The sequence below is a fragment of the Saccharopolyspora sp. NPDC045941 genome, from assembly GCF_056431445.1.
Genome location: NZ_JBWKKU010000051.1, coordinates 41,614 through 62,085, shown reverse-complemented (window position 1 = coordinate 62,085; position 20,472 = coordinate 41,614). Strand labels below are relative to the sequence as shown.

Genomic DNA, 20,472 nt, shown 5'->3' with positions numbered 1-20,472 from the left:
CCGGTTTCCTGCTGCCTGATTGCTGCGGTCCCTCCGCCGGTTCGGAGGAATGTTCCCGTGGTGTCTGCTTTCCCTGCGTCATGACATCCGCCTCCGGACACGGTGCAACGATCGGATGCTGGAGCATCCGTCCACCTTTTTCATTCCCCGTGGCCGGTACGGCAAACGTCGGCGATCGGGTGCGGCCGACGCGCCTCGTGCAAGTATCCGGCGCTTGGACGCGATTGATCGCGGAATCTTGCAAGAATTTGTGCGCTTGCGCCCGGACCTCGTTCGAACTCCGTGCGCGGGTTTCCGGCCTCGCCGCATCCTCTGCAGTCGCGCTGCTGGCGGTTCTGAGCCTGGTCGGCGGTGCCGACACGGCCCCACTGGCCAGCAACGGACAACAGCTCGTCGGCGTTGTCGACGCACCCGACTCGGTCTCCGGGAACGTCACCGTGTGGTCCTGGGACGTGGCCGCGGAGGGATCGCAGGCACTGGTGGTGTTCTTCCTGCCCGCGGTGACCACGCTGGTCGCCTACGCCGTGGTGTTCCGCGTCCTGCTGACCACCGACGGCGGCGTGGTCAACCGGTTGCTTGGCTGGCTTGCACCTGCCACCGGTGGATTGACTGAACAACCTGACGTGGGCGAAGGTGGGTGATCGGTTCGGTCACCCGAAACCACCGGGGCAGCGGAACCGCCTGTACGTCGGCTGCGGCTGAACTCCCGCGGCCTGGACACCCCTGCTCGGCGTTCGGCGCCGAATACCTGTCCCTGCTCAACCACAACGCCGAGCCGGTGACGGTCGACAGCTGTCCCCGGCAGCGGTGGACCTGCTGACCGGGCGGCCGTCAGGAACCGGGATCCAGCTGCCCGCGCGGGGCGCGGCGGTGCTACGCCGTCCACTGCGGACGGAAGCAGACAGTCCACTGCGGACGGATGGTGCGGTCGACCGACCAGGCACCGGGACGGGAGAGGGGCGGATATGAGCGTCGTCCGGAGATTGGCCTGCCTGGCCGGTGCGGTGCTGCTCGGCACCGGACTGGTGCCCGTCGACGTCGCTACGTCAACCGCGGCCGACCGGGGCGGGCCGCCGTCTCCGCCCTCGGCCGAACCGAGCGCCTGGCCGGACGTGCTGGACCTGCACGGCACCCCCACCAGCGCCGAGCCACCCGAGTTCAACCCGCTGAACGCCTTCTCCGACGCCGGTGCCTGGCACGGCTACGGCCTGCCCATCCCGGGCGACCGCCGACTCGCCGGCGGGTTCACCGGTCCGCTGTACCTCGCCCAGGAATACCCCTGGTACCTGAGCAGCGAGTTCACCCGCATCCGGCTGCGCGACGCAGACACTGGCCGGCCAGTCGACCTCGGCGCCGACCCGCACCCCCGGCTGGTGTCCTACCCCGGCGCGTTGGAGCAGAGCTACGCCGTCGACGGCGTGCACCTGACGCTCCGGCTGCAGTTCACCGGCAACCGCACCGCGCTGGTGCAAGCCCGGATCGGGAGCGACCGCCCGCGCCGGCTGGAGGTCGGTTGGGACGGCAGCCTGCTCACCCCCGCCAGGGCCACGGTGCGCGACGCGCTCGCGCTGGCCGCGACCGGCAGCGGGGTCGCGGTCGACTTCGCCCGGGTCCGGGACACCTGGAACTTCCTGACCGGCGGCGAGGAACGATTCGAGGTGCGCCACGCCGAGCCGGTGACCACCACCGTCACCGGCAGCTCCTACACGACCGAGCTGCGCACCCCGCTGTCCCTGCCCGCCGGCGGCATCCGCGACCTGGCCTGGACCGAGACCTACACCTTCACCGCCGCGGAGCGGACCGCCCAGGAGCCGATGGTCGACCGGGCGCTGCACCAGCCGCACCGGGCCGCCGATGAGACCCGGCAGCGCTGGCAGCGCTACCTCGGCTCGGCGCTGGCCGGGGTGCCCGCCGAGCACGCCGGGCTGGCGGTGAAGAGCGTGCAAACGCTCGTCACCAACTGGCGCAGCCCGGCGGGGAAACTGGTCTCGGACGGGATCACGCCGTCGCTGACCTACAAGTGGTTCGCCGGTGGTTTCTGGGCCTGGGACTCGTGGAAGACGGCGGTCGGGGTTGCCCAGTTCGACCCTGCGCTGGCCGTGTCCACCATCCGATCGGCCTTCGACCACCAGCTCACCGCGGACTCGGCGCGCCCGCAGGACGCCGGCATGGTCCCGGACTGCGTCTTCTACAACGATCCCGCGCAGGGCGGCGGGAACTGGAACGAGCGCAACAGCAAACCGCCGCTGGCGGGGTGGGCCGTCTGGGAGGTGTTCCAGCGCAACGGCGACCTGCGCTTCCTGGCCGACATGTACCCGAAGCTCGTGGCCTTCCACGACTGGTGGTATCGCACCCGCGATCACGACCACAACGGCCTCGCCGAGTACGGGGCCACTTCAGACCCGCAGAACGCCACGCCCGCCGACATCCGGCAGGCCGCGGCGTGGGAGAGCGGGATGGACAACGCGCCCCGGTTCGACCGCTCCGGGGTGCTGGCCAACACCGATCCGGCCGGCCGGGTGATCGGGTACTCGTTGGACCAGGAGTCCGTCGACCTCAACGCCTACCTCGCCGCCGACAAGCGGTACCTGGCCCGGATCGCGGCCGCGCTGGGCAGGCCGGCGGACGCGCTGCAGTTCGGCGCGCAGTCCGAACGCGTCGCGGCCTGGCTGCGCGAGCACACCTTCGACCCGGCCAGCGGCTACTACTACGACGTGGACGTCGCAACGAAGCGGCCACTGGTGGAGCGCGGCATGGGCATCGAGGGGGCGATACCGCTGTGGGCGGGCGTGGCGTCACCGCCGCAGGCGGCCGGCGTGCGGCGGGCGCTGTTCGACCCGCACGCGTTCGGCACCTACCTGCCGTTCCCGACGGTCTCGGTGTCGGCGCCCGGGTTCGACCAGACCGCCTACTGGCGCGGACCGAACTGGCTGGACCAGACGTACTTCGCCATCAGCGGGCTGACCGACTACGGCTACCGGCCGGATGCGACGCGGGCCGCGACCGCGCTGGTCCGGCGGGCCGACGGGCTCCTCGGCAACGCGCCGATCGGGGAGAACTACGACCCGCTCAACGGCGCCCGGCTGAACTCCAGCAACTTCAGCTGGTCGGCGTCGGTGCTGCTGGTGCTGGCGAAGTCGACGCTGCGGTAGCCGCCCCGGCCCACCGGGGATCAGCCGGACTTCGTCCAGCTGCTGCACGAGCCACATGGTGTCCAATGTGGACGACGTCACCCGGATTCCGCGGAAGCGCCGAGGTCCCCGACGACGAGTTCGAGGCGTGCGAAGTGGCACGGCCGTGGAGAAGGCGTGGGCAGCCCCATCCGCGCCGGCGATCTCCGACATCCGGACCGTTCACTCCGCCTCGGCCGTCGATGCGCCTCACAGGTCCCATCGCTGGGCGTGGCGGGCGTCAAGATGATTCCTTCGGCCGCAAGGCGAGGCGGTGTGCGCGACCGGCATTCTCCCGGCTCAGCACGTCCCTGAACCGGAACTAGAGCCGGCCTGAGGTGCCGCGTCGGTGCCGTCGACAAGCGCGCGCACCTTGCCGCGCATGTATCGATCGAGATCCTCGGCTCCGCCACTCGTAGTCAGCCCGAGCGCCTCGGCCAGGAAAGGGCCGAACAGCCGCCAGCCGTAACGGAAGGCCATCGCCGCGGCGACATCACGCTCCGCGACTTGATCCTCCACAGCGGAAGCAGGAGGAGATCCACCGGGCCCCCCAGGCGGACACGCTGCCTGGATCCGGAGATCACGAAGGCGTTCGAGCGTCGGGAACGCCGACTGGACGCTGCGGGGTTCGTACCCGAGGAGGAGCATCCAGGCGAGAACGCGCACGTAGTGGTTTTGCTGCCAATCCGTGCGGTCGACCAATGCGTCCAGTGCCTCGTCGAAGGTGCCGGCCGCTTGAACCACCGCGGCACCCTCCTCCGCGAACCGCCCCAACACTGCGCCGAGGAGTACGTCGCGGGTGCCGAAGTGCCGGTTCACGAGGCTGTAGGTCACACCGGCTTCGCGTGCGATCTCGCGCAAAGACACCGCTGCGGGACCTCGCTCGGCGAAGAGCCTGGCGGCTGTGTCGACTACGGCTTCGATCACCTGCTGCCGTCCGAGCGGCCGCTCCGACGCATCCGCCGGGGCGGTGGGGGCTGCCTTGGTTGCTGGCGTCGGAGCGTCCGGTCGAACCATGCTTTCCTCACTCTTGACGACTGTGGCCAGTGGCCATAGCCTATCTGTGGCCACTGGCCACAGTTTTCTGAGGGCGCGGTACGACACAGCTGGATCCGCTGTTCGCCAGAGCGCACGTACCCCGCTCACCCATCGCCCAAGCCGGGACCGCCGCCCGCCCGGCTCCCCGTACGTCTTCCCGCCTTCACGCCGCACCGCGTCCGGCGAAAGGAGCGCCCGCATGCCCGCACCGCCCCCGCCCGCCACCGCCTCGAACGCCGATCTCCAGGCCCTCTACGACGAACTCGACTACCAGCGCGCCGTGCAGACCTACATCTGGGCTCAGCCCCTGGTCGGCCTCGCCGCCATCGAGGAAGGGGCGCGGGCGGTCGGCGTTGGCCCGCTGGAGCTGTTCGTCTTCGACCGCCGGCTCCAGGTCAACCAGCGCTTGGCCACTGGCAACGACGACGTCGTCTACGCCTTCGCCTATTACGACCTGGGTGAATGCGGCCCCTTGCTCGTCGAGATCCCGCCGCACCAGCTGTTCGGGGTGCTGGTCGACGCCTGGCAGCGGCCCGTAGCCGACCTCGCCCTCACCCCAGCCCCGCACCCAACCCGCCACCTGCTCCTCCCGCCCGGTACGCCCTGCCCCGAGGACGTGCCTGACGACGTGCAGGTACTGCGTCCGGCCACTCGCAACGGGCTGCTCCTGCTGCGATCCATGCCCTGCCCGGACGGCGACCTGAGCTGCGCCCTCGACCGCCTGCAAGGCACCCGCCTGCGCCCCTACCCAGCGGCCGACTCGGACGAGCGGCCCCAGCGCGTCCACCTCATGGGCCACCGCGATTTCGACGGCATCACCCCGGGCGGCCTCGCCTACTTCGACCTGCTGGCTCGTCGCCTCGCCCGCGAGCAGCCCGAGGAGCGTGACCGCATGATGTGGGGGATGGCCGCCACCCTCGGCCTCACCCCGCCCGGCCCCTTCGCCCCCGACGCACGCATGCACGCCTGCCTCGACCGGGCCGCCGCCACCGGCCGCACTCTAGTCGGCGCTCTCGTCCGAAACCCGCGCAAGCCGCGCGTCACCTGGTACCCGGACACACACTGGAGCCGGCCCGGCGGCCTAACCCACCACCACCAGGACCTCGGCCCCGGCACTCAGCTCGACGAGCGCGCCGCCCTGTTCCACTACGGCTTCACCACTCAGCGGTTCCTCTTCGACCCGGACCGGGGCCTCGCCATCGGCACCGGCGCCGCCTACCTCACCAGCTTCCACGACGCCGAAGGCCACCCCCTCGACGGCTCGCGACACCACCGGCTCCGCATCCCGCCCGCCCCACCGGTCCTCGGCTACTGGTCGGTGACCGTCTACGACGCCGACAACTTCAGCCTGATCTGCACCGACCAGACCCGCGCCACCCTCTCCGGGCTCCGTCCCGCCACCGGACCGGTCCCCGACCCCGACGGCTCCCACCTGCTGCACTTCGCCCCGGAGCTGCCTTCCGACGTCCCGGACCGCAACTGGATCAAGACCGAGCCAGGCCGCACGTTCTGCCTGCTGCTCCGCTTCTTCTCCCCCACCCGCGAGTTCTACGACGGGAGCTGGCCGCTGCGCGACGCGGAGCGGGTCACTTCCTGAGAAGAGGGCACTGTGAACGGTTTTCCCGGCCCCAGGGCCTGCGCACGGGCTCGGCCTGGCGGGGCAATGGCCGCTATCTGCGCATCGTCGTTGTCCTGCTGTTCGTCACCGAACCCTCCTCCTTCGAGTTCAACCTGATCAGCCCGGGGCTCCAGGAGATCGCCGCAGAGTTCGGCTCCCGCAGCGTTGAACTCACCATGACCATCGTCTTCCTGGGGTCCTCGCGCATGCGCCACGGCCGCACACCGGCCACCGGGGGTAAACGGCCCGGCACCCCCCACGCGCATGCCGCCGAGAGCACCCGGCCGTGCGGTCTCCGGTGACGCGCCACCACCGGTCCGGCCGACTGGAGATCGTCGTCCACACAGCACACCGTAGAGCGGTCGCGCCGTGTCCAGCTACAGGTCGATAGGGTTACCGCGATGACCTCACAGACGACGTCTTCCACCGATAGCGACTTCTCGATCGACGATCTGCTTGCTCGCGCTGGGGATCTCAAGGGCGAGCTCGTGGCTTTTGCCCAAGGCCCTCGCTTTGCGCGGCGTTTGAAGGCGGTGCTGTCCGAGACGGCCGACCGATACGGCTATCTCGACGAGAGCAGGGCGATCCTCGCCATCGACAGCTTCGCGTTGCAGCACCGCTTGTCCGACGGACGTACTGTGCTTGAGCGGTTCGTCGCGCAGCGGCGGCCGCCGCTGGCGGATGCCGAGCGGGAGATGCTGCTCGGGTGGCGCGACGTCGTCGAGGCGTGTTTCGAGGTTCGCCGGTTCGACGGGGACGCCATCCTCCTGCACAACCTCCTCGACGATGTGGTCTACCGCGTCTACTCGAACATGGGACCAAAGGTATTCGGCAAGCTCCGTGCGGACATGTTCGTCGTCGGACGGGTCGTGCCGCTGCACCCCGCGACCGACGCCTGGCTGGTGACCGGGAGCTTCTCCACCTTCCCCAAGTCGGCGCGGCGGCAGATCGCCCAGGCCGCCGCCGGACAGCTCACCACCCATCCGGAACTGCTCCACCGCAACCCGGCCATGCTCCGGAAGGCCTGGAAGACCCAGGCCGAACACCGCGCGGACTTCATCGACCAGGTCGGCGCCGACATGATCGTGCTGCCACCAGACGAGGCCCAGAAGGCGTTGCGCGAGCACTACCGCCGCCAACGGCAGCGGGCGATGACCAACCTCGGCGCCAGAACCCCCAAGCCAGCGGCGAAAACCGGTCCAGCACCCGAGCAGCTGGCGCTCTTGCCCGAGGAACTGCTCGCGGCCGACAGCATCGCACTGATCTACGACGAGGTCGAAGGACTCAACTACTACCGCGATTTCGGCCGCCTGGACGCGTTGTTCGCCAACCCCGGGCTGGCCCGCGACCGCACCTACCTCACCCAGCTACGTGAGTACCTGAACGACGGCTCGGTCTCACCACTGGCGATCCGCCGGCTCGTGCACCGCCATCCCGACGGCGCCGACCAGGTCTTCCGCACCTTGCTGCGCAAACCCGGCTTCTCCTGGGAGCGTGACGGGGAGGAACTGCTCCGCCGCCGCAAGAAAGCCTTCTTCGATCGCGAACCGACCCCCAGCATCTCCACCATCGGCGAACGTCTCGCCGAACTCCTCCGCGCCTGATGGTGGTGCTGCGGCAGCGCGTGCGCCTGCGACTGCCCAGCAGGTCCACTGCGGGACCGCGGCCTGCTGGAGTGGGCGGTCACGCGCGATGAGCCTGCAATCGATCTGTGAGTATCAGCGCGGGTCGGAGGCATGTGGGACTGACCTGGTGACCCGCCGGAGGAACGCGGTCACTCCGGATTCAGTGCCTGCTGCCCTCAGTACAGCTCGATCACGAGCTTGTCGCTCAGGGCTCGGGAGACGCACAACGCGATCTCCGTGCCTGCGGCCTTGTCGGACGCCGAGAGGCACTGGTCGCGGTGATCAGGCGCACCCTCCAGGACTCCGGAGACGCAAGAGCCGCAAATTCCTTCCTCGCACGATTTCGCGACGTCGATCCCGTTTTCGGTGAGGACGGAGAGGATCGACTTTCCCGCGGGAATCCCGAAGACCTCGCCGGTGTCGAGTTCGACGGTGAAGGGCAGGTCGTCGCTGGTGTCGATCTCGTTGGCCGTGAAGTGCTCGATGTGAACGTTGTGCTCGCCGATGGCCGGGGCGAAGATCGCCGTGACCTGGTCCATGAAACCCTGCGGTCCGCAGGTGTAGACGTGGCTGGCGGGTGTCAGCCCGGGGACCACCGCGGCGAGCGGGGCGGGGTGGTCGGCGCGAGGTAGTCCGAAGTGGAGGCGTACCCGGTCGCGGAACTCCACCCGGTTCTCCAGGAGTTCGACGAAGGCGGCCTCGTCCGGGGAACGGGCGAAGTAGTGCAGCTCGAAGTCGGCGGACCGGCCCGCCAGTTCGTAGGCCATGCTCAGCAGCGGCGTGATGCCGATGCCGCCGGCGACGAGGACGTGCCTGTCCGCGTCGCCGGCCACGGTCAGGAGGTTCCGCGGTTCACCGATCTTGAGGTGGTCCCCCGCGGACACGGTGTGCAGCGCCTCCGAACCGCCCCGGGACTCCGGCTCGCGTTTGACCGCGATGAGCAGCGACGACACTTCGCTGGGCGGGCCGCAGAGCGAATACTGCCGGACCAATCCGGTCGGGCCCGCGACGTCGATGTGCGCGCCGGCCTCGTACGGCCCCAGCGGCTCGCCGTCGTCTCGGACCAGTCGCAGCGTGCGGATTTCGGCGGTCTCCTCGGTGATCTCCGCGACCCGGACCAGGATGTTCGTCATCGTCGCTCCCGTCGTCAGCGCAGGTAGAGGCCGCCGTTGGCGTCCCAGCAAGCGCCTGTGACGGTGGCGGCGCCCGGAGAGGCGAGCAGGGCGACCATCTCGGCGATGAAGGCCGGGTCGCCGAGCCGGCCGACCGGAATGTTCGTGAGGTAGTTCTCGAGGTTGTCCTCGCCGACGATCGAGTGCACCATCGGCGTGTCCTGCGGCCCGGGCGAGACCGCGTTGACCGTGACTCCGCGCGGGGCGAGCTCGCGGGCGAATGCCTTCGTCGCGGACAGGATCGCGCCCTTGGACGAGGCGTAGTGGCCGCCGGTCGCGGTGCCGCCGTTCTGCGCGGCCAGCGAGGCCATGTTCACGATTCGGCCGTAGCCCCGTTCCGCCAAGTGGGAGCCGAAGACCTGGCAGGCGTGGAACGTGCCCGAGAAGTTCACCGCCATGACGGAGTCGAGGTCGGCGGGCGTGATCTCCAGCAGCGGCTTGGCCTGGGTCCGGGCCGCGTTGTTGACCAGGACGTGCACCGCGCCGAAATCGGCCAGCACGTCCGCGAGCAGCCGTTCCAGGGCCGCTCGTTCGCTCACGTCGACCGCGTACCCCCTCGCCGTGGTGCCCGAGCCGTCGAGTTCTTCCGCGAGGATCGCCGCGGCGGAGCCCTCGAGGTCGGCGATCGCGATGCGGTAGCCGTTCGCGTGCAGCCGGCGCACGATGGCCGCGCCGAGCCCGTTGCCACCACCGGTGACGACCGCGAGCTGCCCGGCGGTCACAGCAGGAATCCCGTAGCGGGAACGGCAGCTTCGCTGTCCACGAGCCGCACCACCTTCAGCGCGATCCGGTCGGCCGCCGGGCCGTCGGTCGAGAGGCGGATCCGGTGCTCCAGGTCGGCGGCCCAGATGTCGTGATCACCGCGCTTGTAGGCGACGAGCACTTGCGCCGAGCGCAGCACGACTTCCTCGTCGGAGACCGATTCCGGCACGAACCGCGACACCGTGCGCACCGTGCGAGCGGCGTCCACGGCCGCGATCGCGTAGCCCTCGGTCATCCGGGTCACGCGCATCTGCCGCATCCGGGCGTCGTCGTAGACCATGTTGAGCGTGCTGGCGAAGTCCTCGGTGTCCGGCTCGATCGGGATGACGTAAATCCCGTCCTCGGCGAACAGTTCGTTCCAGTCCTGGTACTCCTCGCGGTCGAGCAGGTCGGCCTCGCGCCAAACCAGGTCGATCGCCCGGGCCACCCGCGGATCGGTCGTCGGGATCAGGGCGAGCGTGGGCGTCGCGTCAGTCATCGCTCATCATCTGCTTCCACTGGTCGTAGGCCGCGCGCATGCCGGTCTCATCGGTGACGTGGGAGGTGGGCCAGCCTTCCGGGCTCGGTTTCTCCCGGGAGAGGCCGCGATTGACCATGATCGGCATCTCGGGGGCGCCCTGCGCGCCGCGCTGGACGCGGTCCCAGCCCTCGGCGTCGTCCGGGGTGCCGAAGCCGAACGGGCCCTGGAAGTGCTCGTGGATGCGCAGCCTTTCCCGGTTGACGATGTCCACTTCGGGCGGTCCGTCCGGGCCGATGGCGATGTGCTCGATCACCGTCTCGTCCACCGCGACCGGGCGCAGCACGCGGAAGAACGCCGCCGACATCGACACGTTCGGGAAGAGGTTCAGGTTGAAGCCGGTGCCGTGCATGGCGCGGATCAGCTTGCGCACCTGAGCGGCGTCGAGGGTCTTCGACAGCTCCTCGACGAGGTGGCCGAACCGGGCCTGCAGCGGCTCGCTGCCGTCGTCCGCGTCGAGATCGGAGTGCTCGGGCACCATCTGCATCACACTGTGGCCCTGGCCGAGGTCGTGGGTGATGGCCTCGGGGTCGGTCATGAACGACATCATGTCGGCGGTCTCGGCATCCACCGACGCCATCCACGACCGGTGCACGATCGGGAAGTGGTAGCCGTCGGTGGTGTTCTCCAGCTGGATCTTCCAGTTGCCCTTGAACCTGAACTGGTGCTTGCCGAGCACCTTGATCGGGTAACCGCCGCCCTGCTTCATGAACCGGTCGATCCACAGCCTGGCGTCGCCGAGGAACTCGTCGAGCGGCTCGATGCCGTCGTCGAAGGTCGCGAACACCATGCCGCCGTAGGACTCGGTGCGCAGCTTCTTCAGCGACAGCTCGGTCTTGTCCACGACGCCTTCGTAGCCGTCGGGATAGGGAATGCCGCGCAACTTCCCGTCCAGGCCGTAGGACCAGGCGTGGTACGGGCAGGTGAAGCCGTTGGCCTGCCCCTTCGGTTTCTCGCACAGGCTCGCGCCGCGGTGGCGGCACCGGTTGAGCAACGTGTGGATGTCGCCCTTGCGGTCGCGGGTCACGATCACCGGCTGGCGGCCGACGTAGGTCGACTTGAAGCTGCCCGGCTTCGGCACCTCGCTTTCGTGGGCGACCCAGACCCAGGTGCGCTCGAAGATCCGGGTCATCTCCTGCTCGAAGATCTGGGGGTCGGTGTAGAGGCGGCCGGCGACGCGATCGCCGGAGACCAGGTCGGCGGGCGCGACGTCGAAGACGTTCTCGGTCATGGGTCTGGAACCTTTCCGGGGATCAGTCGGGAAGCTCGACGTCGTCGCGGACGGTGAGGGCACGGCCGATGCGGGCCTCGATCTTGGCGAACCGCCAGAGCTTGAACTCGCTGCTGCCCACCGGGGTGGTGCGGAAGAGGTTGCAGGCGGCCTTGACCGTGTCCTGGGTGTCGACGTCGGCGAGGATGTAGCAGGTCCACGGCCAGCCGTCGGACGGGCCGACCAGGTGCGAGTCGTCGTCGATGTCGCCGATGAAGCTCACCCCGGGCAGCGCCTTGAGCTGGTCCATCATGGACACGAACGCCTGCCAGACATCACCGGAGGTGATGCCGCCGGAGGGCAGGTCGAAGAAGTTCTGGTTGATGCCGATGCAGAACAGCACGCGAAGCGGCTGCGCGGTCATGCTCGTCTCCTGTCGTCGGTGGTCGGCTCAGGGTCCGTTCAAAATGCGGCGGCAGCCGCATGCGGTGTGGGACTCAGCTCGCACCGCCGCGGGTTCTCAGACAGCGCCCACCCCGTCGGGGTTCTTGGCGAGGACAGCCCCAGCGCCGTGTATTGGTCATACATAAGTCGGGGATCCCGGAGTCCAGACGGCGTCTGTAATTCCCGCAGGGGGGCCGCTACCCGCACCGCCGCGCAAGTCCATTGAAGAAATCACTTTTCAGCGGAAACCGGGCGTCGTGGGCGGTAGTCCCATGAGGACGGCGCCGGCCGCGTCGTACATCGCGGGCCCGAGGAAGGCGTGCTGCTTGGGCACCAAGGCGTCGCCGAGCAACAGCTGCAGCGGATGGTCGCGGTAGATCGGTGCCGTGCCGGAGATCTCGACGAGCCTGCCGACCACCTCCGACGCGGTCCTGGCCAGATGCGCCGAGGTGAGGCGGAGATGCGCGTTCTGCTCGTCGGTGGCGGGATCGCCGGCGACCACGGTCTCCCAGACCTCGTTGCTGAGCTCGTAGAACCACGCCCGGGCCGAGCGGAGCGCGGCCTCGGCGGCGGCGACCTCCGCGCGGTAGTAGGGCCGGTCGGCCAGCTTCGGCGCGCCGGTCACGCCGGCGTATCCGCTGCCGACCTCCTCGGCGTGGTCGAGAGCAGCCCGCGCCACACCGGCGCCGACCACGGCCAGAACCTGCGCGGCGTAGGCGATCGTCGGATAGCGGTAGAGCGGCTCGTCCACTGTGGGCTCTCCGCCGCGGATGAACGTCCATTCCCGGGGGACCTCGACGTCGCGGACGACCAGGTCGAACGAGCCGGTGCCGCGCATGCCGGCCACGTCCCAGTTCTGGACGATCTCGACCTGGTCCGGGCGCAGCAGCGCGGTCCGCGGCTTGCCGGCGGTGGACTCGTCGCCGGGGATGCCGACGCCGAGGATGTCGGCGCCCATGCAGCCGCTGGCGAACTTCCAGTGTCCGTCGACCCGGAACCCGCGGTCGGTGGGCTCGGCCGCCTGGATCGGGAACAGCCCGCCGGCGAAGGCGACGTCCGGGCCGTCCCGGTAGATCTTCGCCTGCGTTTCCACCGGAAGTGCGGCGAAGTAGATCAGCGCGGAGCCGAAGCTGGCGACCCAGCCGGTGGAACCGTCGACCACGGAGATCCGCTCGATCCGGTCCAGGAACTCCGCCGGCGGCAGCGGCTCGCCGCCGAACCTGGCCGGGGTGGCGGCGCGGTAGAGCCCGGTCCGCTTGAGCCGATCGACGAAGTCCTTCGGCACGTAGCGCTGCTCGCGGAACTCCGCCCGCCGCCGCGCGAGCTCTGCCAGAACGTCGTCGAAGGTGACGGCGGCATCCGCGAAACGGGGTGTCGCCCCTGGGGCCGCCTCCTGGGTGTGCACCATTGGTCCTCCTCATCGTTCCGGCCTGCATCCGACGGTAGGAAGCGGGATTTGCTCGCGGTATTGGTAGTGCCCGGCGTCGGTCTAGGGGATTTCTTCAGCAGTCCCCGGCCTCGGACCGAACTACGCTGGCCTCATGCAGGTCGACCCGCGCGCCCCCGAGCTCGCCGCGAACGACTTCGTGGCGATGCTGAACGCCAGCCGGATGTGCGTGCTCATCCACGACGCGGCCACCAAGAACATCTTGTGGGCCAACCCCGCCGCGTGCGAGATGCTCGGCTGGAGCGTCACCGAGCTGCGCCCGCTCAAGGCCAACGACATGAGCAGCTCGGCGCAGCAGTACGACCGGGTGCTCGGACGCGCCTGGCTGCAGGAAGCGGTCGACAAGGGCGCCAGTCGCATCGAATGGCACTACCGCGCCAAGTCGGGCCGGGTGATTCCCAGCGAAGCGGTCGCCGTACGGGTCGAACTGGCCCAAGGACCCGCGGTGATGGTGCAGTTCCGCGACATCGAACGGGAACAGGAGATCGAGCGCGAACTGCGGCTGACGACGTCCTACATCGACGCGCTGGCGCACCACACCTCGACGATCGCGCTGATGCTCGACGCCACCGGCGCCCTCCGGTTCGCCACCGACACCGCGGTCGCGCTCATCGGCGCGCGCCCGACCGAGCCGCTCGGCCCGCTCACGCAGTACGGCCGGCTGTGGTCGGACGGCCGCGCGTCCACTTGGGACGAGGTGGCCGCGCGGGCGGAGCCGGTGACCGCGATCAGGCTCGAAATCCCCCGCGACGCCGGTGAGCCGGTGTGGCTGGAAGGAAGCCTGGAACGCCTGAAGGACACCGACGACGAAGCCCTGCTGATGATCCTGCACGACGTCTCCGACCGCGTGCAGGAGGAGGCTCGCCGGGAACGCGAACTGCACCGGGAGAACTACCTGGCGCGCTACAACGCGATGGGCGACATGGCGATGGCGATCGCCCACGAACTCGGTCAGCCGCTCGCCGCGGCGGGCAACTACCTCGCCGGGGTGCGGGCCCGCAGCCAGGCGCTGGGGAACTCGGGCGAGTTGCCGTCCGAGTCCGCTGCGCGGCTGGCTTTCGGGCTCGACAGCGCGGAGAAGCAGATCGAACGGGCCAGCACGATCGTCAATGCCGTCCGCGCCTTCGTCGGTCACCTCGAACACGTCGAGCAGGTCGTCGACCTCAACGACGTGGTCGAGCAGTGCCTGCACTTCGTCCGGCTCCGCGCGGCCCCGCTGGGCGTGCAGGTGGCGGTGCGCCGCCATCCGGAACCGGTGGCCGTCCGGTGCGAACGCGTGCTCACCGGGCAGGTCGTGCTCAACCTCTGCTTCAACGCCATCGACGAGATGGCCGCCTGCGACCCCGACCGGCGGCGGATCACCATCACGACGCGCATCGACGACGACGCCGGGGTCCTCACCGTCGACGATCAGGGCCGCGGCCTGCCGCACGACCCTTTCGAGGAATCCTTCACGTCCAAGGAACACGGCAGCGGCGTCGGACTTGCGCTCAGCTACCGGATCATCACGCGCCAGCACGGGACCATTTGGGCGCAGCGCCGCGACGAGGGCGGCTCCCGTTTCGGCTTCACGTTGCCGCTCGCCCGGGAACACCACCCGCCGGCGTAGGGGAAATCCTCAGGCCGGCCGGTGGAAGTCTCGATATTCCGCCCGTGATCGCGGACGTACCGTCGGAGCAGAGCAAGCCTCCCGCCCGCGTCCGTCACAGGAGGAATCGTGTCAGAGCCGACCCGCACCCAGCGCGAGTTCCGCGCCGCGATGGCGAATCTGTCCGCCGCGGTGAACGTGATCACGACCGACGGCCCGCGCGGCCGGGCCGGGATGACCGTCAGCGCCGCCTGTTCGGTCACCGACTCGCCGCCGACCGTGCTGGTCTGCGTCAACCGGTCCAGCCGTTCGCACGACATCCTCGTGGCCAACGGCCGGATCTGCGTCAACGTGCTCGGCGCCGACCAGGACGACTTGGCGATGCACTTCGCGGGCGCGACCAAGGTCCCCACCGCAGAGCGGTTCGCCGACGGCCCGTGGGACCTCGACGTCGATGGCGTTCCGGTGCTCCGCAACGCGATCGCCTCCGTCATCGGCCGGATCGTGTCCGAACGCACCCTGGGCTCTCATTCGGTGCTGTTCGTCGAGGTCGAGAAGGTCCGCACCAAGCAGGACAGCGGCGCGTTGGTCTACTTCCAGCGCCGGTTCCACAGCCTGGACGCCGCGCCGCTGAGCGCATGAGGAGGAGACCACCCGTGAACCGACCGTCAGCCGCCGGCGACACCATGACGCTGACCTGCTACAACGACACCCACGGCTATGGTTGGCGCCACGTCGACCTGTTCGTCCACGACGCCGAGGGACGCGAACTGAACTGGGTCCACTGGCAGGTGCACGCGGACGGCCCGGAGGCGGCCGACACCGTCACCGCAGCGGTCGAGCCGTTGTTGCGGCGGACCTCGGAATGGCGCCACGGCGTCAGCGCGAGCGGCATGGACTACTGGGTGGCCGACGCGGCCTGGGCCGAGGCGTGAGCACCCCGGTGTGGCGGCCGTGGTCCCTGCGCGAGCTCGCCGGTCAACTCGCCGCCGGAACGACCACCCCCGCCGAAGCGCTCGCTCGCAGCCGTGCCCGCATCGCCGAGACCGAGTCCGATCTGCGCGCGTGGGTGACGCCGGACCCCGCACCCGATCTCGCCTCCGCCGCAGGTGCGCTCGGCGGCGTGCCGCTCGGCGTGAAGGACATCATCGACGTCGCCGGACTTCCGACCCGGTGCGGCTCGGAGTTGCGCGCGCAAGCCCCGCCCGCCGAGGCCGACGCGGCGATCGTCGCCGAATGGCGCCGGGCCGGCGCGGTGCCGATCGGCAAGACCGTCACCACCGAATTCGCCTTCTTCGCGCCCGGTCCCACCCGGAACCCGGCCGCGCCCGGTCACACCCCTGGCGGCTCGTCGAGCGGGTCCGCCGCCGCGGTCGCGTCCGGCCAGGTGCCGTTGGCGCTCGGATCCCAGACCGCGGGCTCGGTGACCCGGCCGGCGTCGTACTGCGGTGTCGCCTCCCTCGTGATGACCCGCGGCCGGTTCCCCGTGGAAGGGGTCACCGGGCTGAGCCCGAGCCTGGACAGCCACGGCGCGTACGCCGCGACCGCGTCCGATCTGGCGCTGGCCTGGTCGGCGCTCACCGGTGAACCGGACGGCGGGCTGCTCCCCGGCCGCCCGCCGCGCCTGCTGCTGTGGACCGCCGAGCCACTCGGCGTGGTCGGTCCCGAGATGGCGGCCGCGTTGTCCGGCGCCGCGCGGCGGCTTCGCGCCCGGGGTGCGGTGGTCGACGCCTTCCCGGCGGAAGCGCTGGTTGCCGAGGCGACCGCCGCGCACCCGGTGGTGATGGCTTACGAGGCGGCCCGGGAACGCGCCGCGGAACTGGCGCAGGCATCTCGGCTGAGCCGACCGCTGGCGCAGCTCCTCCAGACCGGAGCGACCACCCGGGACGGCGACTACCAGGCCGCACTCCAGACGGTGGCCGACGCGGGCGCCCAGGTGTCGGCCGTGCTTGGTTCGTACGACGCGGTGCTGGGTCCGGCCGCCCCGGGGATGGCACCCGCTGGTCTCGCAGCCACCGGTGACCCGGTGCTCAGCCGGGCCTGGCAGGCATTCGGACTGCCCGTGGTGGCGGTGCCGGGGCTGCGCAGCGCGACCCGGCTCCCCCTGGGCCTCCAGCTCGTCGGGCCCGCGCGGAACGAGTCCGCGCTCCTCGCGACCGGCTGCTGGGTCGAAGCCGCCCTGCGCCCGTGAGTCGGCCGCGAGGCCAGTCCCCGGCTCCGCGCATCGGGGGGTCCGCAATTTCCATTGAAATCGAACCTTCGATTTCAATGGAAATTGCGGAGGACGGAGTCCAGGCGAGGGCCGTGACTTCCGCAGGGCCGCCACCCGCACCGCCACGCGAAACGAGCCCGGAAACAGGCCTCAGACGGTGATCTGGTGCAGCAGGATGTCCCGCACCAGGGCGCCGAGCGTGTCCGCTTCGGTCTTGGCCTTGATCCGGGCGCGGTGGACGTCCACGGTCTTGACGCTGGTGCCCAGCCGGCGGGCGATGAGCTGGCTGGGCAACCCGTCGATGACCAGCCGAAGCACCTCTCGTTCGCGTTGCGTCAGCACGTCCAGCCGCCGGAGGACGTCACGACGGCAGGTGTGATCGGCGAACCGCCGTTTCGCCTCCAGCAGCTGTTTCTGCACGATCTCCAGCATCTTCTGCGGCTGGTAGGGCTTCTCCAGGAAATCGACCGCGCCCTGCGACATCGCCCGCACCGACATCGGGATGTCGCCGTGCGCCGAGCAGAAGATGACGGGCGCCGGATAGCCCAGCTGCAGCAGCCGCTCCTGCAGCTCGAAGCCGCTGACCCCGGGCATCCGGATGTCGACGATGACCACCGCCGATTCGTCCGGGTCGAACTCGGCCAGGAACGAGCTCGCGTCCGGGTAGCTCAGCGCCTGGATTCCCACGCTTTCGAGCAGGAAGATCAGCGACTGCCGCAGGTCCTCGTCGTCGTCGACGATGTGGACCACGGGGTCCGAGGCTGTCATGACCGCCACCGCCTCCCTTACGGTTTCATCAGCACCGATGTCGACGGGTAGTCGCTCGCCCAGCCGGGTGCCAGCGGCGCGACGAACACGTTCTCGGTGCGCGTACGGGTGATCTTCCAGGTCCCGGAGACCTTTCGGAAGGAGTTGTTCAGGCGGCTCGACCGCAGCAGGGCCTTCCCGTCGGAGAACAGCCACGGCTGCACGTGGATCCACTGGCCGGTCGCCTCGTGCCCGTCGACGTGGATCTGCTCCGAAGTCAGGTAGTGGGCGTTCAGCACCAACGCGGGGGCCCGCTCCTCGCTCCAGAACCGCTCGAAGTGCGCACGGATCGCCGAGGCGCCCTCGGCCCGCCCGAACTGGCCGTCGTAGTACTCGCCCACGCCTTCCCAGACCGCATCGTCGCTGTAGAGCTCCATGATCAGATCGATGCGGTGCGCGTCGTCGCGCACGCCGAACTCCGGGTTCGGCGTGTCGCACAGGAACATGTAGCGGGCCTGGAGGCGGCGAATCTCCGACTCGGCCTCCAGTTCCTCGATCCGCCGCGTCAAGGCGGCGACAGTGGCATCGCTGGTCATGAAACTCCCCACTCCCTGCGGTTCACATGATGATGACGGTATCGGCGAGAACTCCCTCGCAACCGAGTTGCCGGCCGCTGGACTCCCACCCCCGCCGCAGCAAGCTGCGTGGCCCCGCTATCCCTTCGGCCATGCGCGCCTCAGGTCGGTTGCCCGGTGGCCGCAGGAAGGTCCGCAGGGCTGCGACCGGTCAGAGCCTTCGTGCGCAGCGCGCCGAACGTGGCCCGGTCGCGGGCCGCCGTTTCACCCCGGGCAGGCGCGGCCAGGGCCACGACGACCGAGACGAGCAGGCTCAGCGGAACCGTCACCAGTGCGGGATTGCTGAACCCGAGGGGCGCGGACGGCCCGTGCACGGCCGGGCTGAGCAAGATGATCGCGACCGACGCCACGAGCCCGACGACCATGCCGGACAGCACCGCGCGGGCGGTCATCCGTCGCCAGTAGATGGTCAGCAACAACGCCGGCAGGTTCGCGCTGGCGGCGACGGCGAACGCCAGCGACGCGAGGAACGCCACGTTCTGCTTCTCCGCCGCCAGAGCGAGGACCACACCGGTCGCGGAGGTCGCGAGCGTCGCGATGCGCGCCGAGGTCAGCTGGCCGCGCGGGCTCACCGCACCCCGCTTGATCACCTGGGTGTAGAGGTCGTGCGCGATCGCCCCGGACGTGGCGATCACCAGGCCGGACAGCACGGCGAGGATGGTCACGAAGGAGACAGCGGCGACCAGTGCCAGCAGGAGGCCACCGCCCAACGTTTCGGCCAGCTGCGCCACCGCCAGGTTGCCCGCGGGGCTCTGCGCCGTGATCTCGTCCCGCCCGACGAGCTTGGCGGCGCCGTAGCCGATCACCGGGATCATCAGGTAGAAGACGGTGAACACCCAGATCGCCGTGATCGCCGACGACCGCGCGGCGCGGGCATCCGGCACGGTGAGGAACCGGATCATCACGTGCGGCAGCCCGAGCACCCCGAACACCAGGCCGAACACCTGGGACAGCTGGTCGAAACCGGCGAGGGCGGAACTGCGGTTCGGCGCGACCGCCGCGGCGCCGAAGGTGTCCAGCGCGTCCTGGAAGACCCCCAGCGGATTGCCGCCGTAGCGGACCAGGACGAGCACGAACAGCGCGACGGCGCAGCCCATCATGAGGGTGGTCTTCACGATCTGGATCCAGCTGGTGGCGAGCATGCCGCCGAGCATCGTGTACACGGTGGTGAGGCCACCGATGAGAAGCACGGCGACGGTGTAGTCCAGGCCGAACAGCAACCGCACGAGCAGGGCGGCTCCGACGAACTGCGACACGAGGTAGAGGGTGCTCACCACCACCGTGCTGGTGGCCATGACGGCCCGGACGTCCCTGCCGCCGAAGCGAGCGGCCAACACGTCGGCCAAGGTGAAACGCCCCAGGTTGCGCAGCGGTTCGGCGACCAGGAGCAGTGCGAGCACGTAAGCGACCGGGACGAACACCGCGAGGTAGAAGCCGTTGAACCCGGTGAGCGCGATCGCCCCGGTGACCCCGAGGAACGACGCCGCCGAGATGTAGTCGCCCGCGATGGCCACACCGTTCTGCCTGCCGGTGAGCTGGCCGCCGGCGACGAAGTGGTCGGCGGCCGACTTGCTTCGCCGCGCCGCGACGTAGGTGATGACCAGGGTGAGCACGACCAGGGCCGTGAAGATCGTGGCGGTGTAGATGTTCACGACCGGCCCTCCCGGACGAGCTCCACGGCCTGGTCGAGCCGCTGTGCCCGCGCGGCGTACCACGCGGCGACGGCGAGTGCGGCGGGGAACTGCGCGAAGGCGTAGATCCAGGCCCAGGTCAGTCCCCCGCCGGTCAAGCCGTCGAGCGCGCCGGTGAACTGACCGAGCACCGGCAGCGGGAAGAACACCACGCAGATCAACACGGACAACACGGCCACCAGTCGCATCCGGCGCCGGGCGAGGGTGTCCACCATGGACGGTTCCGGGACGGGCGAACTTGGTGCGGGGGAATGCGAGTGCTCCAACGGCATGGCCGCTCTCCTTCTGGTCGACCGCGGTCGCGCAGCTCCTTCGCGGATCCGCTGCGGATGCGCGGGTGACCGCGCACACCGCCAGCTCGATATCGGAACGCTACGGACCTGGTCGAAGGCGAACAATGCGCGTTTGCCCCCTGGCAGGTGAAGGATTCACGCTGGTCCCTGAAGAAATCCCCTACTCCTCCGCCGGTCCGCGCAGCACCGGCTTCCGCGCCCTGCCCCAATGCGTCATTGATGGATGCGGCTTATCAACATTCGCCCGCCGAGCCGTTTGCCCACGCTCGTTCCCCTTCCGACGCACGGGTTGCGTTGGCTCTA

At 69.8% G+C, this 20,472-nt stretch carries 19 protein-coding genes; 8 read left to right on the top strand and 11 right to left on the bottom strand.

Annotated elements, in window-relative coordinates:
* Nucleotides 1–80: 80 nt before the first annotated feature.
* Both AC07FN_RS32660 and AC07FN_RS32655 read left to right on the top strand, forming a co-directional pair.
* Nucleotides 81–641 carry a hypothetical protein gene (locus tag AC07FN_RS32660; protein ID WP_478399088.1) on the top strand — a complete coding sequence of 187 codons (561 nt, stop codon included), beginning with the start codon at nucleotides 81–83 and terminating at the stop codon, nucleotides 639–641.
* 324 nt (nucleotides 642–965) lie between these two features.
* Nucleotides 966–3,152, top strand: coding sequence for an MGH1-like glycoside hydrolase domain-containing protein (locus AC07FN_RS32655; protein WP_478399087.1), 2,187 nt, complete (start codon nucleotides 966–968; stop codon nucleotides 3,150–3,152).
* A gap of 318 nt (nucleotides 3,153–3,470) precedes the next feature.
* On the opposite strand, the gene AC07FN_RS32650 is transcribed toward AC07FN_RS32655, so the two are convergent.
* Nucleotides 3,471–4,187: a TetR/AcrR family transcriptional regulator gene (locus AC07FN_RS32650; RefSeq protein ID WP_478399086.1), complete on the bottom strand. Its 717-nt coding sequence runs from the start codon at nucleotides 4,185–4,187 to the stop codon at nucleotides 3,471–3,473.
* Nucleotides 4,188–4,407: 220 nt separating this feature from the next.
* Here AC07FN_RS32650 and AC07FN_RS32645 point away from each other — a divergent pair, with 220 nt between their 5' ends.
* Nucleotides 4,408–5,805: a DUF1214 domain-containing protein gene (locus AC07FN_RS32645; protein ID WP_478399085.1), complete on the top strand. Its 1,398-nt coding sequence runs from the start codon at nucleotides 4,408–4,410 to the stop codon at nucleotides 5,803–5,805.
* Nucleotides 5,806–6,227: 422 nt separating this feature from the next.
* Nucleotides 6,228–7,430, top strand: a complete 1,203-nt coding sequence (locus AC07FN_RS32640) for a hypothetical protein (RefSeq protein ID WP_478399084.1) — start codon at nucleotides 6,228–6,230, stop codon at nucleotides 7,428–7,430.
* Nucleotides 7,431–7,627: 197 nt separating this feature from the next.
* Here AC07FN_RS32640 and AC07FN_RS32635 read toward each other — a convergent pair whose 3' ends face one another.
* The 6 genes from AC07FN_RS32635 to AC07FN_RS32610 form a co-directional block, all read right to left on the bottom strand.
* Nucleotides 7,628–8,584 (bottom strand): PDR/VanB family oxidoreductase, encoded by a 957-nt coding sequence (locus tag AC07FN_RS32635; protein ID WP_478399083.1) that lies wholly within the window; start codon nucleotides 8,582–8,584, stop codon nucleotides 7,628–7,630.
* A gap of 14 nt (nucleotides 8,585–8,598) precedes the next feature.
* A complete protein-coding gene (locus tag AC07FN_RS32630) occupies nucleotides 8,599–9,345 on the bottom strand; it encodes an SDR family NAD(P)-dependent oxidoreductase (RefSeq protein WP_478399082.1) in 747 nt (248 codons plus the stop codon).
* Nucleotides 9,342–9,863 (bottom strand): aromatic-ring-hydroxylating dioxygenase subunit beta, encoded by a 522-nt coding sequence (locus AC07FN_RS32625; RefSeq protein WP_478399081.1) that lies wholly within the window; start codon nucleotides 9,861–9,863, stop codon nucleotides 9,342–9,344. The genes AC07FN_RS32630 and AC07FN_RS32625 overlap by 4 nt, the downstream gene beginning before the upstream one ends.
* A complete protein-coding gene (locus AC07FN_RS32620) occupies nucleotides 9,856–11,133 on the bottom strand; it encodes an aromatic ring-hydroxylating oxygenase subunit alpha (protein WP_478399080.1) in 1,278 nt (425 codons plus the stop codon). Before AC07FN_RS32620 ends, AC07FN_RS32625 begins: the two co-directional genes overlap by 8 nt.
* A 22-nt stretch (nucleotides 11,134–11,155) precedes the next feature.
* A complete protein-coding gene (locus AC07FN_RS32615) occupies nucleotides 11,156–11,536 on the bottom strand; it encodes a hypothetical protein (protein WP_478399079.1) in 381 nt (126 codons plus the stop codon).
* Nucleotides 11,537–11,794: 258 nt separating this feature from the next.
* Nucleotides 11,795–12,964: an acyl-CoA dehydrogenase family protein gene (locus tag AC07FN_RS32610; RefSeq protein ID WP_478399078.1), complete on the bottom strand. Its 1,170-nt coding sequence runs from the start codon at nucleotides 12,962–12,964 to the stop codon at nucleotides 11,795–11,797.
* Between the two features lie 133 nt (nucleotides 12,965–13,097).
* Here AC07FN_RS32610 and AC07FN_RS32605 point away from each other — a divergent pair, with 133 nt between their 5' ends.
* The 4 genes from AC07FN_RS32605 to AC07FN_RS32590 all read left to right on the top strand — a co-directional run bounded on the left by AC07FN_RS32605 (nucleotide 13,098) and on the right by AC07FN_RS32590 (nucleotide 16,782).
* On the top strand, nucleotides 13,098–14,612 hold the full coding sequence (locus tag AC07FN_RS32605) for a PAS domain-containing sensor histidine kinase (RefSeq protein WP_478399077.1): 1,515 nt from the start codon (nucleotides 13,098–13,100) through the stop codon (nucleotides 14,610–14,612).
* A 108-nt stretch (nucleotides 14,613–14,720) separates the two neighbouring features.
* Nucleotides 14,721–15,233, top strand: a complete 513-nt coding sequence (locus tag AC07FN_RS32600; RefSeq protein ID WP_452616764.1) for a flavin reductase — start codon at nucleotides 14,721–14,723, stop codon at nucleotides 15,231–15,233.
* A gap of 14 nt (nucleotides 15,234–15,247) precedes the next feature.
* A complete protein-coding gene (locus AC07FN_RS32595) occupies nucleotides 15,248–15,526 on the top strand; it encodes a hypothetical protein (RefSeq protein WP_478399076.1) in 279 nt (92 codons plus the stop codon).
* Nucleotides 15,523–16,782 (top strand): amidase, encoded by a 1,260-nt coding sequence (locus AC07FN_RS32590; protein WP_478399075.1) that lies wholly within the window; start codon nucleotides 15,523–15,525, stop codon nucleotides 16,780–16,782. The genes AC07FN_RS32595 and AC07FN_RS32590 overlap by 4 nt, the downstream gene beginning before the upstream one ends.
* A gap of 171 nt (nucleotides 16,783–16,953) precedes the next feature.
* On the opposite strand, the gene AC07FN_RS32585 is transcribed toward AC07FN_RS32590, so the two are convergent.
* From AC07FN_RS32585 to AC07FN_RS32570, 4 genes are all read right to left on the bottom strand, one after another.
* A complete protein-coding gene (locus tag AC07FN_RS32585; RefSeq protein ID WP_452616767.1) occupies nucleotides 16,954–17,571 on the bottom strand; it encodes a response regulator transcription factor in 618 nt (205 codons plus the stop codon).
* A gap of 17 nt (nucleotides 17,572–17,588) precedes the next feature.
* Entirely contained in the window at nucleotides 17,589–18,146 is a 558-nt protein-coding gene (locus tag AC07FN_RS32580) for a nuclear transport factor 2 family protein (protein ID WP_478399074.1), read from the bottom strand.
* A gap of 140 nt (nucleotides 18,147–18,286) precedes the next feature.
* The gene (locus AC07FN_RS32575) at nucleotides 18,287–19,837 is read right to left on the bottom strand and encodes a solute symporter family protein (RefSeq protein WP_478399073.1); all 1,551 of its coding nucleotides are present in this window, start codon (nucleotides 19,835–19,837) and stop codon (nucleotides 18,287–18,289) included.
* Nucleotides 19,834–20,148, bottom strand: a complete 315-nt coding sequence (locus AC07FN_RS32570) for a DUF485 domain-containing protein (RefSeq protein ID WP_478399072.1) — start codon at nucleotides 20,146–20,148, stop codon at nucleotides 19,834–19,836. The genes AC07FN_RS32575 and AC07FN_RS32570 overlap by 4 nt, the downstream gene beginning before the upstream one ends.
* Nucleotides 20,149–20,472 lie beyond the last annotated feature (324 nt).